The organism is Cryobacterium sp. Y62 (genome assembly GCF_002929785.1).
Classification (GTDB): domain Bacteria; phylum Actinomycetota; class Actinomycetes; order Actinomycetales; family Microbacteriaceae; genus Cryobacterium.
Map to the genome: position 1 here is coordinate 23,390 of NZ_PJJK01000087.1, position 15,116 is coordinate 38,505.

Genomic DNA, 15,116 nt, shown 5'->3' on the forward strand with positions numbered 1-15,116 from the left:
AAGGCGAAGGTTCGCCATCCTAGTGATGCCGAACCTTCGCCTATAAGTGCAGGGAACGTCTATTTGGCTTCCCACCATGGTGCAATCACGGCGCGAGCGAGCGTGTGCCCGGACATGTTGAAGCCGAGAAATGACGGGGTCGCTCCCTTGTCGAGTCCGAGGGATTCAACGTCCAGGGCGTGCACAGCGATGAAATAGGTGTGCACGCCATCGCCGGCTGGCGGGGCTGCGCCAAGGTAGCGGGCGAGGCCGGCATCATTTTTCAACTGATGGGCTTTCTGGGGGAGGCCCGCTCCGTTCTCGTCGCCGACGCCGCTCTCCAGCGACGTCACGTTCGCCGGGATGTCCATTACGGCCCAGTGCCAAAACCCTGCGCCAGTGGGCGCCATCGGGTCATAGACAGTAATGGCGAAACTCTTCGTTTCCGGCGGAAATCCGCTCCAACTGAGTTGGGGACTGGTGTCCTCACCGCCAGCGCCGAAGATTCCACTGACCTGGGGCAGGGAGAATTCCTGTCCGTCAATCGCGTCAGTACTCGTCACGGTAAAGGCAGGAACCTTCTTGATCAGATCATAGGGAGTTGTAGCCATAGTGTTTTTCCTCAATCTTGTACGTTGCGTGGGAAGAGATGAAGGGACTGCTTCGGGAAGAGCCGATCCGCGCCACACGGATCTGGCCCTTTTACCTAGCTCAGATTCCTCCTGTTTTCAGTTGATCAGCGATGTACTCGGCCTGCCGAATGGCCAAGGCCACGATCGTGAGCGTGGGATTGGCGGCTGCGCTCGTGGTGAAGACAGACCCATCACTAATAAACAAGTTGGGCACGTCGTGGGCACGTCCCCAGCTATCAACGACACCATCCTCGGGCCGCGCACTCATTCGAGACGTACCCATATTGTGCGTGGACGGGTACGGGGGAGTGCGCTGCGCACCGACCGAACCAACAGTTTCATACAGCAGCTCTGCCTGGGCGTATCCGTGATCTCGCATGGCGATATCGTTGACATGGTCGTCGAAGTTCACGTTGGGAACGGGTAGGCCATTCTTGTCAGACACCGTCGTGTTCAGCGTGACGCGGTTACTTTCCTGCGGCAGGTCTTCGCCGACGACCCAGAGCCCGGCCGTGTTGGCATACGCCTCAAGAATTTCGGTGAATCCACGACCCCACGCTCCGGGATCACCGAAGCTGGCCAGGAAGGCCGGCCCCAGTGAAATTGTCTCCAGGTAATAGCCACCAGCGAAGCCGCGGTCGGGGTCATGCTTGGACTCATCCGCGATCACTCCGGCCATGGTTTCACCGCGGTGCATTCGCACCGGATCGTTAAACCGGGCGTAGACCGAACCCGTGGTGTGTCGCATGTAATTGCGGCCAACCTGACCGGAGGAGTTGGCTAATCCCTCTGGGAACATCGGGCTGGCGGATTGAAGTAACAGCCGCGGTGTTTCGATAGAGTTCGCAGCTACTGCGACAAGTCCCGCGGCCTGTCGTTGGAGGTTGCCGTCTTTGTCGAGATACAGCACGGCGTCTGCTCGTCCTGAAGCATCGTGGGTGATCTGAACCGCATGACTCTCGGGTCGCAGGTCAAGCAACCCTGTCGCTTCGGCACGAGGGATCTCGCGCACCAGCGTCGACCATTTCGACTTGTTCTTGTCACCTTGAAAGTTGAAGCCGTCCTGAACGGATGCCGGACGGCCGTCGTACTCCTCAGCGTTCGTCGCGTACGGGCCCGTCGAGTAAAATTTGTATCCGAGCCGTTTGGCGCCGTTTGCGAAGACCTTGTAATTATTGTTCGCGGGTAGCGGCTTGCGACCGTGCACGTGCGTCGATCCCATCGCTACTTCTGCTTTGTCGTAGTACGGCGCAAGCTCGGCGAGGGTGATCGGCCAGTCGAGGAGGTTGGCGCCGTCGATCCGACCGTAGGTGCTTCACGCAGCGAATTCGTGAGCTTTGAATCGTGGTGTTGCACCGGACCAGTGCGTTGTTGTGCCACCGACCGCTTTCACAATCCAGGTCGGAAGGTTGGGGAAATCGCGAGCGATTCGCCAGGATCCGGACGTGGTTCGTGGGTCAAGCCAGGCCATCTGATTGAAGGCTTCCCACTCGTCGTTGACATAGTCCTCGTTGCGCAGGTAGGGACCCGCTTCCAGAACCACAACCGGAAGACCTTTCGCCGTCAGTTCATAAGCAAGCGTTCCACCGCCAGCTCCCGATCCGATGATGACGATCGCTGCCTCATCATGCTCGATATTGGTCACTTCGTCATCTCCGACATGATTGCGTCGCGTTTACCGGGTTGATTGCTCGTGTCACGAGCTACTGCAGACGCATTCTCACCGCCGCGAACGCGCGCCACCGACACGGGCGTGGCAATTTCGACGAGTTGCTCCGGTCCGTCGTAGCTCTCGATCCGCGCTTCAGGAAGCCAATCAAGATCGTTGAAGCCACGGTTGATGTAGCCACCTTTGTCGAAGCTTGGCCCTTCGTAGCCGAGGATCTCTCAGACGTCCTCGTTGTCATACAAATTCAGCACGGTCGTGCGCCTGATAAAACCGAAAAACTCCGTGGTCTCGATTCGGCGCAAAACCTTGGTGCCATCTTCGTCGTTCAGATCGCGAAAATCACCTCCGGCCAGATTGCTCAGGGTGAGAAGCCCCTGCGTGAGCGCGACCCGAAACCAGGTTGAGTTCTCGGCCTCCCGCAAGATCGTGTCGGCCGTCCGCTCATAGGGACCATCGGGAAATGACGGGTGAGGAAACGCGACCCGAATGACCCGGATGAGCACGCTCCGTGCTTCGTCGGTCAATTCCGTCGCATTCATTTGTGGATACTTAGCTGGAAAGGCCATTATTGAGCTCCTTTGCTCACAATTGTCGACTGGTGCTAATTCGTGTTCGCTACTTAGGGGACGAGAATTCCACGACCGACGATCCGCCCGGCAGTTAAATCTGCAATCGCGTCGAGGGCCGCGTCCAAGGGATAGATAGCGGTGTGAAGCGTGACCTTGCCTTGAGCCGTGAGCGTCATGAGCTCCACGAGGTCGTTGTAGGTTCCGACCAGGTTTCCAATGACGTTGATTTCACGGGAAATAATCTCAATAGTGGGGATATTGACCGCGCCACCATAGCCGATCACGTAATGCGACCCGCGATTGCGCAGAAGACGCGGAGCGAGCAACTCCGCACCGCGCTCTCCAACAAAGTCGAATAAGACGTGTGCTCCACCTTCCGTAATCTCAAGCACCTTCTTCTCGACGTCATCGTCACTCGTTGACAGGACGGTGTGGTGCGCACCCAGTTTCGTAGCGAGCTCAAGGGCAGCTTCACTGCGATCGACGACCGTTATGGTTGCACTCGTAATCGCAGCCAGTGCCTGGATTCCGATGTGTCCGAGGCCACCGGCACCGACTACGACCGCGTGGGTGCCCGGGAATAGAACATCTGCCGCCTTACGCACGGCGTGGTACGCGGTCAGACCAGCATCAGCCAGCGCGGCTACATCCTGCGGCAGCAGCCCGGCGTCCAGCCTGACCACTGCGCGTGCATTGGTCAGGAGCTGCTGAGCCATACCACCATTAGCGTTAATTCCCGGAAAAGTCGCGTTCTCACAGTGCGAGTCCTGGCCCACTCTGCACGCCGGGCACAGACCACAACTAGTGAGCGGATGCATGATCACCGTGTCACCCGGTTTCACGTTATGTACCGCGCTGCCTATTTCGCGAACCCAGCCAGCGTTCTCGTGCCCGAGCGTGTACGGCAGGTGGGGGTGCTGGATGGGATCCCACTGCCCTTCAATAATGTGAAGATCCGTGCGACACAAACCGGCCGCGCCAATGTCAACAATGACATCCCACGGCCCGATCAGAGTGGGCTCGCTCACATCCTCGATCTTCGGATTTTCCCCGTAATGGTGCAGACGAACAGCCTTCACAATTCCTCCTCATCGAGATCACACAAACCAAACCGTCACGAAGTCCAGTCTGAGACAACCCATAACGCCATACCATGTCAGTTATCACAGAATGAGAACTGGTGTGTCGCGCCCCAAATTGATTACCGGACTCATGAAGGTTGCCATTCTTCCGTCAACGCCAATTCACGTCCCGGGGTATCTGGTCTCAATCCGACTCGATCCCCCCTCGATCGTCTTCGATCGTGGGCAGGCTCGCTGTGAAAGCCCGCCGCTGCACGCCGCTCTTGCCATTGCGGCGTGATTTAGCGGCCTTGCCCGGCTGAGACAGGACTGCCTCCCTTGGATGCTGGGCGTTTTCATCGTCTGCGAGGATGCGCGCGTTGATCGTCTTTTAATCTGTCTTGCCTTCAAAGCTCGCGGCGAATCGTTCGCGACGCTCGGAGCTGTCGTATTTCAGTTCCCCCGAACCGCGCTCGACGCGCGCCTGGCCGGCGACTTCGGCGACCTGCTTGCGCTCGTCGTCGTGAGAGTTAAGGTAGGTACTGGCGGCTGTCTCGAAGTCGCTGGCATTCCAGTCGTGGTCGGCCGCTTCCTGAGCCTCCCGCTCGTGTCGGTCGGCGTTGGCTAAGAGGAGCTAGCTCGCGGTGAGGTCTTCACCAGCTCGCAGCCGCTCGGTAACGGCATCGGCACGGTCGCGCGCCGCGTCCCAAAACGCCGCAGCAACAGCTGCGGGATCCGCTCCGGGCGCGTCAACGTCGATGTTGTAGCGTTCGCACACCTCGTGTTTGATGGTGTCACCGGCGTCACGGGCAACGTCATCGACGTCGCGCCACGCCGTGACAGTCTCGTTCACGCCGACGATGTCCTCCGGGGTGGCTTGGTTCCACTATTCGGGTTGTTTGACTGGTGTGAGGCAGGCTCGGGTGGCTCCACGCTCAACTTCAAAGCGTTCCTGCAACTCGCGTGCCTCCTGGCCTGCGCTCGCTTCGCGCTGCCATACCAGCTGCTCGTGCAGCCGAGCGATGCTTTCTCCGAACTGTGACGCAATAGTCAGTGCGATGCGCAACGAATCGTCGAACGTCTCGCCGACACCGTCAGTTTCTTCAGCCACAATCTTCCTTTCGTTTAGTCTCTGCCCAACCCGTCACGCTCGGGCGGCGCGGCTGGGGACTTGCGCTTGGTGAGTTGTAGCGCGGTTGGGCCCGGCGAACCGGTTCCCGGCGCCGCAAGCCCCTCGGTCGTCTGTCGCACGACGTCAGGAACGTCAGCTGGTGTGCGTGAGTCCGGCTGTGCGGTCTTACTGGGGACAGCCGAGAGTCGATCGGTGACCGCGGCAAACTGGTTGCGCAGCATCAGCGTGACTTGGTCGGCCCGGCGTCACCGACCGCGCTGTGCATGTCAAGAATCGCCACCGACACCCGGCCCAGCTGCCGGGGCATGATCGCCTCAGCCATCGCGCCCCGACCACCGCTGGGTGCATGCATGCATGAGAATCATGGCAGCGTTTGACGTCGACCCCAGCTCGCCCGGTTTCGGCCGCGATTGGTACGCCCGAAGATCCGCCGAGCGGGCCCACTCCTGCGACGTCTGCGCGAGTGGTCCTGGTGTCGCCTCGACGCGCTGCGACCATGCGGCGAAGCCGCCGGCAGTCTCGCGGGCGACATGCGCCCACGTGGCCCGAGCCGTCACGGGAACGTTGCGGAGCTGCTAGCACAGCTGCCCAATCTCGTCGCTGTACTGCTTCCACATCTCCGGCGGCGTACCGCGGCCGGATGAGCACCCCACCACGGTGCGACCAGCGAACGAATTCACCCTCATCAACTGATGCGGTCGCCGCGGCCCGGACAGAACGCTCCATCTCGTGAGCGCCCACCTCTGAGGTGCTCGAACGCGCGGCACGTTCCCGCTAAGGGAATAGCCCATATTTGATTGAGTGTTGAGACATTGGCTAGAAAACGCCCAGCTTGCCACGGCCGCCCACACTGCGGCGCGTCATCACCGATCTACCCACCGGAGGTGAATCAAAACCGCGTGCCGCGCAGGCCTCGATCGACGTCAACTTCGGACGTGGATTCGTCTTCGTCGACCACGTCGGGATGGCCTACGGAGCTGGTTCCTGCCGATAGCGCCCGGCTGGGTGCGCGACCAACCATTCCCCGAGATCTAGCGCGACGCCGATCTGTTGTAAGGTCTGTGCTCCGCGACACCTTCGGAAGCCAGGGCGAGTTCTGCACGGTCTGCGGCGGCTCAGGCTTACACGACTGCGCGGTCACCGGCGATCCGCTCACTGCGGATCCGAGTTGTGCGAACGAGCCGGCCCGCGAGTAGCCGGCGCGACCCGTGTAGAAAACCGGCACAGACACAAAGCACCCGGTCGTGAATTCGGCCTGGCACGAAGCGTCTGGGCGTAGTTACGAAGGGTTGTGCTTGCCGGCGACCCAATGCATGGCGCCTCGAATCGCGACACCCACCGCGGCCATGCCTACAAACATACCGATCAGCATCCAGAACAGAAGCGGCTCCAGTCCGCCGACAGTCACGTCGGCCCGCACGATCGTGCCGACAAAGAATCCGAAGATTGGCGCGAGCAGACCGATAAATGATCCCGCGAGCATCTGACGGATGCACCGAGTGCGGTGCGCAGGCGAGGCTGGCCGGTTCTTCTCCCGCTGAACCTCACTCATCAGTGGTTCCCGTCCGGAACGGGAACAGTTTGCTTGTCGAGCCACTGAGGGACCTTACTGAGGAATGGCCCGATGATATCCATCGGCAGCGGGAAGACCACCGTGGAGTTATGGTCGGCTCCGAGCTCGAGCAGCGTCTGCAAATAGCGCAGCTGCAACGACGCCGGGTTGCGGCTGAGAATCTCGGCCGCTTGCCCGAGTTCCTCCGAGGCCTGCAACTCACCGTGTGCGTTGATGATCTTCGCTCGACGTTCCCGCTCGGCTTCTGCCTCGCGGGCCATCGCCCGCTGCATTGCCTGTGGGATCTCGACGTCCTTGATCTCGACGACCTTGACCTCAACGCCCCACGGTTCGGTCTGGGCGTTGATATTGCGGGCGAGATCCTCGTTGAGATCGGCGCGGTGCGCCAGCAGGGTGTCGAGGTCGGCACGCCCGACAACGGAACGCAGTGTGGTCTGCGCCATCTGCGAGGTAGCCACGGCGTGGTTTTCCACCCCCATCACCGACCGAACCGGGTCGGTGACTTGGAACAGCACGACCGCATTCACCCGGGCGGGTACGTTGTCCTTGGTGATGACGTCCTGCGGCGGAATCGTGAGCGTCACGATGCGCAGATCGACGCGCACCATGGTGTCGATTCCAAGGAAGACGATCTGCACTCCGGGTTGGCGAATTGGACGCAACCGCCCAAAGCGAAAAGTGACGCCCCGTTCGTATTCCTGCAAGACCTTGAACGAGGCCGCGAACCAAATCAATACCAGGCCGAGCACGACCAGGAGGACAATCAGCCACGCCATCAGCGATTCTCCCCTCGGGTCCACGCGGTGGCCGCACCGGGTAGGCCGGGGTCGGATTCCGCTTCCCGTTCGGTCCAGCGGGCGGAATACGGTGAACGCACGGTGTCTCCTGTCGTTTTGGCGGGGCCGGGAACCTGTCTCGGACCGGTTTTTCTGATGTTGCCGTAGCCGCGGGCGACCTCCCTGAGACGGCCAGCTTCCCGAGTCGCGACACTCTCGTCGAGACCTTCGTGGCGTAGGTGTGCGGGAAACCCGGCCGGGCTGCGCCGCAGGTGCGACCAGAGCGGCCAGCTACACACGGCGGTGATGACAGCTGCCGCCCCCAGGATCACGAGTTCAACCCCGGTGCGCTGTTGCAGCATCGTGGCTAGCGGCCAGACCAGGCCGAGTACTACGACGACGCAGGCGATTCCCCGGTGGAATCGCTCCGCCTCCGAACTCGGCCAGGGGTCAATGTTGCGGGCGACCTGACGGCCGGTGTCCGAGGTAGTGCAGGTGTCTTTCAGCGGGCACGGATTGCACACGGTCGCACTAGCCTGATAGCGCGTCACCCGGTTGTCGGGGTCGAAGGAGATCGGCCACAACCACTGGTCTTCCGAGCATTTCCAGGCGTCGTGGTCTTCGTGGTAGGTGAAGCCCCCCGACCGCGCGGCGGTCGTCTTGGTAGCGGTCCGCCGCGCGAGAAGGTCGAGGATGTGCGCCACAATCAGCAGAAATCCGCCGTAGGTGAGCGCGAACCAGACCTCCGAATCGATGGCCCCCATCAGGAGCCGTCCACCGGGCGGGTGTCATCGTCGGTTTTTGAGTCGGTGGTCGATCGGTTGTCCGAGGCGTATCCGCTCGTGCTCCCGGCCGGGGACCCGTCCTCGATCGTCGGTTCGGCACGGTACGCGGAGACGGATACCGCCGGCTGCGCTTCCACAAACAGCGCCTCCATGGGCACATCTTGGGTGCTGCCCTTGATGCGGTAGCGCACGCCGAGCCAGGCGATCCAGACGAACGGCATGACACCACCGACGATGAAGAGTACGTCACCGGGCAACCGCAGCCATTCGAGCACGGCGTTACCGGGTTCGGTGATGAAGTTTAGGCTGCGCGCCTCGAAGTACCCGTCGTTGATGGAATGCCACAGCTGAATGACACCGAGCGGCAGCAGGGTCGCGAACGTCATCCAGGCCAGGCCAAGGTTCAGGCACCAAAACGACAATTTCGCCAGTCGATCTGGCCAGCGGTTCGCCGGAATCAGATAGCGCAGCGCGAACAGGGCTAAACCGACCCCGAGCATCCCGTAGACACCCATCATGGCGGCGTGGGCGTGGTTGGCCGTGAGGGCCGTACCGATCTCGTAGTACGAAATGATCGGCAGATTGATTAGGAATCCAAAGATCCCCGCGCCGAGGAAGTTCCAGAATCCGACCGCTACGAGAAACATGACCGCCCAGCGGTGGGGGAACGGGGCCGAGCTGCGAGACTCCTGCCGCGATCCGAGCTGCAGAAAACTCCACGCCTCGATGGTCAGGAAGGTCAGCGGAATCACTTCAAGGGCGGAAAAGAACGCCCCCAGCGCCATGTGCTCCACCGGGGTTCCCGAGAAATACAGGTGATGCATGGTGCCAAGGATTCCGCCGGCGGAGTAGAGAATAACGTCGAGCAGAATGATCTGCATAGCAATTTTGTGCCGTACGACGCCGAGCATCACGAAGATGTACGCGACCATTACGGTTGTGAACAATTCCAGGAAGTCCTCAACCCAGAGATGCACGACCCAGAAGCGCCAGAATTCAGCCACGCTGAGGTGCACCTCGGTACCGGCAAGCATGCCCACCGCGTAGAACGCGGGAATCGCGAGACCGGAATAGAAAAACAGCCATGGCAAGTTGAAATGGTGTTCCGACTTGAGCCGAGCCCGAATACCACGGTAGATAATCACGATCCAGAGCGTCAGGCCAACAACGAGCATCCCTTGCCACACCTTCGGCAGGTCAATGTACTCCCACTGCATACCCCAGAAGATCGAATCCTTAGCCGCTTCGACACCGAAAACACTCATCGCCTCGCCGACGAAAGAGCCAGCGATAACGACAGCGAGCGCGCCAAGCAACCCATAGGCCAGCCAGTGCTGGCGCTTCGGCTCGCGCCCGGAAATGTACGGCGCGAGAAAAATACCCGCGGCGAGGAACGACGCGGCCGTCCATAACAACGAGAGCTGCACATGCCAGGTGCGCGCGAGGTTGAAGGGCAGAATCTGCGCGAGGTCGATACCAAAGAAGCTGGATAGGTCGGCCCGGTAGTGCTCGATGGCAGCCCCGAGAAACGCCTGGGCGAGGAACATCAACGCAACGACAAAGAAGAACCAGGCAGTAGCGGACTGCGCCGGCGTCACCTTCACCTCGCCCGGCTGCCGGAATGACAACGCAGGGGTCTCTTCCCCATGCTGCCAGCCCATCTTCTTACTCCACCGACCATACAAGCCAAAAAGCGTGCCGAGGGCGACCATCAGGGATATCAGCGAGAGCGCACTCCAAACGATGATATCGGCGGTGGGCGCATTGTCAACGAGCGGTTCCGCGGGCCAGTTATTCGAGTAGGAATAGTCGTGTCCCGGCCGTTCGGCAGCGGATGCCCAGGCCGTCCATGCGAAGAAAGCCGTGAGCTCGTGCACCTCCGCCGGGTCGGTGATGACGTTGGGAATGAGCCCGTATTGCGTGGTCGGAGAACCGAAATACTCAGCGTAGTGCTGGGTTATGTCTTTAAAAGCGGCGATCTGCAGGTCGGTGAAGACCAGGTCACCCGAGGCGACGTCGAAGCGGTTGGTACGCATCATCTCGACCAGTTCGCCCTGCGGGTCCTGCACGCCCGAAGCGGTGAGGGCCTCCAGCACGAACCCTGCCGAGCGACGCAGATAGTCGGCCGTGTAATCCGGCCCCAGATACCCGCCATGACCCATGATCGAGCCGTACTGCTGCAGCCCGCGACCGGCGAACGTCTGCTGACCATCAGTGATTTCAGCGCCTGTGAAAATAACCTCACCCTGCGAGTCGACCACCTGTTTCGGCTGAGGCATCGAATCGGTGTAGGTCCTCAATGCGAGAAAACCCATGACAGCAAAACCAAAGACCATCACCAGGGCCACCCCCTGGATCCACCCCTTGGAGACCATCAACTCAGATCGCACCTGTTTTGCTTTTGCTCGAATTCGAACCACGTGGGAAGCCTTCCCTCTTGTCTGACGACTCCCTAAACGGGCCCAGCCGCTGCTCTGAGGTTAGTGGACATTAAAAGAATCAAATTACCTTTGAATCAAAGTGGTTATCAATGTAACTGCTGTAATGTCGGGTTCGATAGTCGCTTTGCGAACGCTCACAGCCAGGTCTCAACGCGTTTTATGGTCCGCATTGGCCCGGTCTCGTCACTATCCGGCTGAATACGCTCGGTCTGCACAGTGGGCAACAGCGGTAATTTATCGGCACTCGCTTGATGCGGGCATATTCCGACGCCTGCTGCATGATCACGGCAGTTAGACGGATGGCCACTTAAATTCAATGGTTCTCCTTTTGGATCGGTGTTCGCAGGGTGCTGGCGACCTGAATCTGAATCAGAATCTTCCCATACGCGTGAGCTGTCTGATCGGAGCCACACACCGTCACCAGGGGTCTGGACATGGAAGAGGGGCTGTGTTCTGGTTCTCCGGATTCACGCGGTTTTCGTTGGATGGGAACTATAAACTGTGGCCGACTTGCGAAAAATATCAACGTGTACACACGAGTGGTTTGTATAAGACAAAACGCCACGCCCATTGGCGTGGCCGTGCATTCATCCTGGAATAGCCATCAAAGAGTTGCCCCAAAATATATCAACCCAAGACGCCTATGTGAGGACCCCTGGTCACGGGGCCCGCTCTCCCCGAAAGAGGCGCAGTCCGATTCCCGCGGCTAGCAAGGCCGCTGTTCCGAAGACCGCGAGAGCCAGGGAGAAGCCCATCACTAACAGGCCCTGGAAAACCAGGCTCCCCAGACCTAATACGATGAACAAGACGAACGCCATCAGGCCTACCGCCTGACCGACGGTACCGGGCAAATCCGTGACGATACCTCCCAGCAGCGGTTGTGTCATGTCGTACCCCAGAGACAGCACCGCGATGGTTATTACTACAACTGGTAACGGTGCCTCAATGGCCAGGATGAGCGCGCACACTCCGGCGACGAGCACCCCTACCGGGATGATTCTCGCCCGCCCATAGCGATCGGCCAACTTCCCGATAATCGGGCCGAAGAGGAATCCAGGAATCCCGTATCCGAGCAGCGCCAAACCAACCCCGATCGGGCCAAGCCCGAAACGTTGGACCAGGTACAGCCCAAGCCACGTGTAGATCCCGGAGTGCAGCACTGCGTTGAGGAGCACATAGCTGTAGGTCCGCCGGCCTCGTGAAATAAACAGCAACTTCCCGTATGCCGCGATTACAGCATTCCACGGCGGCGCGTCCCGCGTCGTATGTGAGACGGGCAGCAAAAAAACGGATAACACCCCGATTGCCAAAATACCGACTGAGGATACGAAAAACAACCCCTCCCAGCCGATGAACGGTTCGGCCACGGCGCCGGCGGTAGAGCCAACCGCGATGCCTCCGGCCATCCCACCGAACAACCACCCCAACGCCCTGCCACGCTGAGCAAAAGGGAACACATCACCAATCAACGCCAAGGAAATTGGGACAACCCCGCTAGCCGCCGCCCCGGTCACAAGACGCATCAACATGAACATTCCGGCTGTGCCAGACAGCGCTGTGCCCGCGGTGAGAACGGCGAACGTCAGCAACGAACCGAGAATGATTGGACGTCGTCCAACCCGGTCGGAGAGCGGCCCCCACAGCAACGTCATCACCCCGTAGGGAACTAGATAGGCCGGGACGGCCAGACCTATCGTTCCGGAGTCGGTGTGGAACGCCTGCGCTAACTGGGGCAGGATCGGGGCGACCATGAAAGCCTGCGCGAAAGTCAGAAATGCCGCCGCGGTGACCAGGGCGAGGAACCCGCGTGGCGCTTGATCTAAAGCCGTCCCCCCGGCAGTGCACGTCGGTACCTTGGCCACGTTGAAATCATCAGAACTCAACGGCGCCCGCCACGTGGAAATAAAACACCGAACACGACGGCATACACGGCCGTCCCGATTAAGTCAGAACCAGGTACCGTTACGCGATTAAAGGCGAGAAGAGTTCGTTGACGGGCGGCTGACGGCACACCAAAGTTTGGCTTTGTGTTCTTTTGCGTGATCGTTGTTCTTTCTCCCCTTGTGAAATGGACTGTAGCCTGAGGCGGTTGCCATAAGCTCGCGTGGTAAAAACTAATACAGTACGTGATGAAACGCATTAGAAATATGGATGACCACATGCATGCATTAACGATCGCTTCAGCGATGCTGCGGGCTACTTGTTCAGTCGCGCGAAGACCGAATGTCTGGTGAGACCGGATGCAGAATAGGCACCTTTTCATTCGATGAGGTCACGGCCATTAAGTTTATGCGTCCGTCGTGTCGATGTATATCTCTCCCCGCCGATCGTAGGAGTAGCGAGATTAGTTAGGTCGTTTGCGGTGGAAGGCTCTGATGAGTACTCACCGCCAGACGGTTCCACACGTTGATCGCGGCGATGGCCATCAACAGCTGCACAATTTCCCTCTCCTCGAATGATTCCCTCACCTGCCCCCACAACGAGTCCGACACACCGCCGTTTCCGATGAGCGTCACCGCCTCAGTGAGTGCTAAGGCGGCACGTTCGCGCTCGGAGTACACGTTCGGCGCTTCCTCCCATCCAGCCAACACATCGAGGCGGCGCTGGTCAATGCCCGCCGCTCGAGCTTCACGCCCGTGCATGTCCAGGCAGTACGCACAACCATTGATCTGCGATGCACGAATTTTCACCAGCGCCAGCTCTGATGCTTCCTGGGCGAAGAAGATGGACCCTTCTTTTAGGAACGCCCGATCGAGTTTCAGGTCCGCGTTCTCTTTCCGCAGCCGGAGCACCTCGGCCCGTTCCGACTCGGTGACAATGGTCTCGCCGGTGTCGTTTCGGGCTTTGAAAGCGCTGACCCACCGGTCCAGCGATGCCTCGTTGATGCCGAGCTCGCGGGCCACGTCTTTGTACTCAGGAGTGAAGTCCCTGCGTGTGTTTCCCTTGGGAACATTCTCTCTTGTGAGGTGTCCACTCAACGGGGGCAGGGCCAGTGCGCCCCAGCCAGGAATATGCCGGGGGCAGGCTTCTCCGTCAAAGGCTTCCGCTTAGCAGTCAGCCCTTCAATGCGCTGATCGAAAAGATCCGCTCTTCCGGCTGCGATGAACACGCCCTGGCAGTTGGTACTGGAAGACACCACCGCGCAACGCAAACCACACGATCGCACCGCTCGCACAAAACGCAGCGATCCCTGATACACCTCGACGCCATCCTTGCGGTTGTGGCGCCGGACGATATCGTTCTTCCGGTTACCGAGCCCGTTGACCGTTTCGGATGCGTCCTCGGCACTGCCCTCCGGCAGGCTCACCCCACGAGATGCCGGGAAGGAGCGGGTACTGTCGGCACGGGATTTCCGGTCAACATACGCGTCGTAATCGACAACAGCATCGAAAGGTACGAATCGGCCACCGCTTTGGGCGGCCGTTTTGGTGATGACACCATCCAGATCTGACAGGCATCCGCGCACCCCGTCGGTCACGCCGACGGAGGTGGTATCTACCGCCATCGGTTCGAATTGCTGGTTATCGGCAGCCCTGCTCGCGTCGCCCGCGCGCAGCGGAACCCGGTTCTGTTTCATCGGCGGAGAATCTGGGCGAGCACTGCGGCTTCGCTGATATCCGGGTTCTTAGTGCCGGTCAGCAGGGTCAGACGATGCCGAATAGCCAGATCTCTCAAATGTTGCAGCGCCTTGCCGCGCTCGACGTGTTCCAGTTCGGCACCGTAGCGTCGAGCGAATTCCTCGAACTTGGCTGGGTCGTGGCTGTACCACTTTCGTAGTGCCGTCGACGGTGCGACGTCCTTGCACCATTCGTCCAGTGCCGCCTTGACCTTCGTCATGCCGCGTGGCCAGATGCGATCCACTAGGACCCGAACTCCGTCCTGCTCCTCAGCCTCGTCATACACGCGGCGAACATGTATGTCCGGTTTCGCAACCATCATGCAACCTCCCCAACAATCGGTCTCAACGTCAAGGTTACGGGCGGCCCAGCTTGTAGGCACCTGATCTGCTCTGAGAACCGCCCTCGAACAGTCGTGGGCCGCTGCACCACTAGCCATCTTTCGTGTAAAGGACGCTTTCTAGCCAACGTTCACCACGGCCGCGCACCGGCTATTCAGCACCTTCGCTTCCGCGTTCTCAGACGGCTTCTACCGAGCACCCTGAGCGCTTCGTTCAGCAGTACCCGCAGCCAGCCACGTTCCCGATGACGTCCTAGATCAACGAACCTGAGAAGGAAGAAACGAACTCAATGACCGCCTAAAGAAACTGACTCATAAAGGTTGGCATCTTCCGAAGGCGATAAAGAACATCATTGCCCGCTTTGCGAGCAGCGAGAGCCGGACTGGAGGGTGTGTTGAGCAGACGAGTTCACGCCGTATCTTCCATTCAGAGCGACCTCGTGGACGCTGAAGCAGTCGTCTTCGACGCTTTCGAGAAGAATGACGCACCTAAGACGCTCCGGGAAGTCACCGTCCTCGGTCACAACACGGATCAACTCGTT

15 protein-coding genes and 1 pseudogene are annotated in these 15,116 nt (G+C 59.9%); 1 reads left to right on the forward strand and 15 read right to left on the reverse strand.

Annotated elements, in window-relative coordinates; translation table 11 throughout:
* Window positions 1-59: 59 nt before the first annotated feature.
* The 4 genes and pseudogenes from CXY71_RS04555 to CXY71_RS04570 all read right to left on the reverse strand — a co-directional run bounded on the left by CXY71_RS04555 (window position 60) and on the right by CXY71_RS04570 (window position 3,928).
* Entirely contained in the window at window positions 60-590 is a 531-nt protein-coding gene (locus tag CXY71_RS04555) for a YbhB/YbcL family Raf kinase inhibitor-like protein (protein ID WP_104134500.1), read from the reverse strand.
* Window positions 591-690: 100 nt separating this feature from the next.
* Window positions 691-2,256 (reverse strand): annotated as a pseudogene (locus CXY71_RS04560) (GMC family oxidoreductase).
* Between the two features lie 242 nt (window positions 2,257-2,498).
* The gene (locus CXY71_RS04565; RefSeq protein ID WP_199184208.1) at window positions 2,499-2,819 is read right to left on the reverse strand and encodes a hypothetical protein; all 321 of its coding nucleotides are present in this window, start codon (window positions 2,817-2,819) and stop codon (window positions 2,499-2,501) included.
* 80 nt (window positions 2,820-2,899) lie between these two features.
* A complete protein-coding gene (locus CXY71_RS04570) occupies window positions 2,900-3,928 on the reverse strand; it encodes an NAD(P)-dependent alcohol dehydrogenase (protein WP_104134501.1) in 1,029 nt (342 codons plus the stop codon).
* A gap of 325 nt (window positions 3,929-4,253) precedes the next feature.
* Between CXY71_RS04570 and CXY71_RS04575 the strand changes: the two genes are divergently transcribed.
* Window positions 4,254-4,538 carry a hypothetical protein gene (locus CXY71_RS04575; protein ID WP_104134502.1) on the forward strand — a complete coding sequence of 95 codons (285 nt, stop codon included), beginning with the start codon at window positions 4,254-4,256 and terminating at the stop codon, window positions 4,536-4,538.
* Window positions 4,539-4,544: 6 nt separating this feature from the next.
* Here CXY71_RS04575 and CXY71_RS04580 read toward each other — a convergent pair whose 3' ends face one another.
* The 11 genes from CXY71_RS04580 to CXY71_RS04630 all read right to left on the reverse strand — a co-directional run bounded on the left by CXY71_RS04580 (window position 4,545) and on the right by CXY71_RS04630 (window position 14,556).
* The gene (locus CXY71_RS04580; RefSeq protein WP_104134503.1) at window positions 4,545-4,763 is read right to left on the reverse strand and encodes a hypothetical protein; all 219 of its coding nucleotides are present in this window, start codon (window positions 4,761-4,763) and stop codon (window positions 4,545-4,547) included.
* A 33-nt stretch (window positions 4,764-4,796) separates the two neighbouring features.
* Entirely contained in the window at window positions 4,797-5,021 is a 225-nt protein-coding gene (locus tag CXY71_RS04585; RefSeq protein ID WP_104134504.1) for a hypothetical protein, read from the reverse strand.
* Between the two features lie 241 nt (window positions 5,022-5,262).
* The gene (locus CXY71_RS22325) at window positions 5,263-5,394 is read right to left on the reverse strand and encodes a hypothetical protein (RefSeq protein ID WP_255411347.1); all 132 of its coding nucleotides are present in this window, start codon (window positions 5,392-5,394) and stop codon (window positions 5,263-5,265) included.
* A 927-nt stretch (window positions 5,395-6,321) separates the two neighbouring features.
* Window positions 6,322-6,594, reverse strand: a complete 273-nt coding sequence (locus tag CXY71_RS04595) for a hypothetical protein (RefSeq protein WP_104134506.1) — start codon at window positions 6,592-6,594, stop codon at window positions 6,322-6,324.
* Window positions 6,594-7,391 carry a slipin family protein gene (locus CXY71_RS04600; protein WP_104134507.1) on the reverse strand — a complete coding sequence of 266 codons (798 nt, stop codon included), beginning with the start codon at window positions 7,389-7,391 and terminating at the stop codon, window positions 6,594-6,596. Before CXY71_RS04600 ends, CXY71_RS04595 begins: the two co-directional genes overlap by 1 nt.
* The gene (locus CXY71_RS04605) at window positions 7,391-8,155 is read right to left on the reverse strand and encodes a hypothetical protein (RefSeq protein WP_104134508.1); all 765 of its coding nucleotides are present in this window, start codon (window positions 8,153-8,155) and stop codon (window positions 7,391-7,393) included. Before CXY71_RS04605 ends, CXY71_RS04600 begins: the two co-directional genes overlap by 1 nt.
* Window positions 8,155-10,455, reverse strand: coding sequence for a nitric-oxide reductase large subunit (locus tag CXY71_RS04610; protein WP_233204403.1), 2,301 nt, complete (start codon window positions 10,453-10,455; stop codon window positions 8,155-8,157). The genes CXY71_RS04605 and CXY71_RS04610 overlap by 1 nt, the downstream gene beginning before the upstream one ends.
* Before the next feature lie 821 nt (window positions 10,456-11,276).
* A complete protein-coding gene (locus CXY71_RS04615) occupies window positions 11,277-12,500 on the reverse strand; it encodes an MFS transporter (RefSeq protein ID WP_199184209.1) in 1,224 nt (407 codons plus the stop codon).
* Window positions 12,501-12,965: 465 nt separating this feature from the next.
* Entirely contained in the window at window positions 12,966-13,520 is a 555-nt protein-coding gene (locus tag CXY71_RS04620) for a carboxymuconolactone decarboxylase family protein (protein ID WP_158252977.1), read from the reverse strand.
* 71 nt (window positions 13,521-13,591) lie between these two features.
* Window positions 13,592-14,194: a hypothetical protein gene (locus tag CXY71_RS04625; protein WP_104134510.1), complete on the reverse strand. Its 603-nt coding sequence runs from the start codon at window positions 14,192-14,194 to the stop codon at window positions 13,592-13,594.
* Window positions 14,191-14,556 (reverse strand): DUF488 domain-containing protein, encoded by a 366-nt coding sequence (locus CXY71_RS04630; RefSeq protein ID WP_233204405.1) that lies wholly within the window; start codon window positions 14,554-14,556, stop codon window positions 14,191-14,193. Before CXY71_RS04630 ends, CXY71_RS04625 begins: the two co-directional genes overlap by 4 nt.
* Window positions 14,557-15,116 lie beyond the last annotated feature (560 nt).

What these genes read in the sequence shown, in the direction of transcription:
- CXY71_RS04625 (WP_104134510.1), bottom strand. Translation starts at nt 14,194, where the DNA reads ATGAAACAGAACCGGGTTCCGCTGCGCGCGGGCGACGCGAGCAGGGCT.
- CXY71_RS04600 (WP_104134507.1), bottom strand. Translation starts at nt 7,391, where the DNA reads ATGGCGTGGCTGATTGTCCTCCTGGTCGTGCTCGGCCTGGTATTGATT.
- CXY71_RS04630 (WP_233204405.1), bottom strand. Translation starts at nt 14,556, where the DNA reads ATGATGGTTGCGAAACCGGACATACATGTTCGCCGCGTGTATGACGAG.
- CXY71_RS04610 (WP_233204403.1), bottom strand. Translation starts at nt 10,455, where the DNA reads ATGCCTCAGCCGAAACAGGTGGTCGACTCGCAGGGTGAGGTTATTTTC.
- CXY71_RS04595 (WP_104134506.1), bottom strand. Translation starts at nt 6,594, where the DNA reads ATGAGTGAGGTTCAGCGGGAGAAGAACCGGCCAGCCTCGCCTGCGCAC.
- CXY71_RS04605 (WP_104134508.1), bottom strand. Translation starts at nt 8,155, where the DNA reads ATGGGGGCCATCGATTCGGAGGTCTGGTTCGCGCTCACCTACGGCGGA.
- CXY71_RS04555 (WP_104134500.1), bottom strand. Translation starts at nt 590, where the DNA reads ATGGCTACAACTCCCTATGATCTGATCAAGAAGGTTCCTGCCTTTACC.
- CXY71_RS04565 (WP_199184208.1), bottom strand. Translation starts at nt 2,819, where the DNA reads ATGAATGCGACGGAATTGACCGACGAAGCACGGAGCGTGCTCATCCGG.
- CXY71_RS04575 (WP_104134502.1), top strand. Translation starts at nt 4,254, where the DNA reads ATGCTGGGCGTTTTCATCGTCTGCGAGGATGCGCGCGTTGATCGTCTT.
- CXY71_RS22325 (WP_255411347.1), bottom strand. Translation starts at nt 5,394, where the DNA reads ATGCATGCACCCAGCGGTGGTCGGGGCGCGATGGCTGAGGCGATCATG.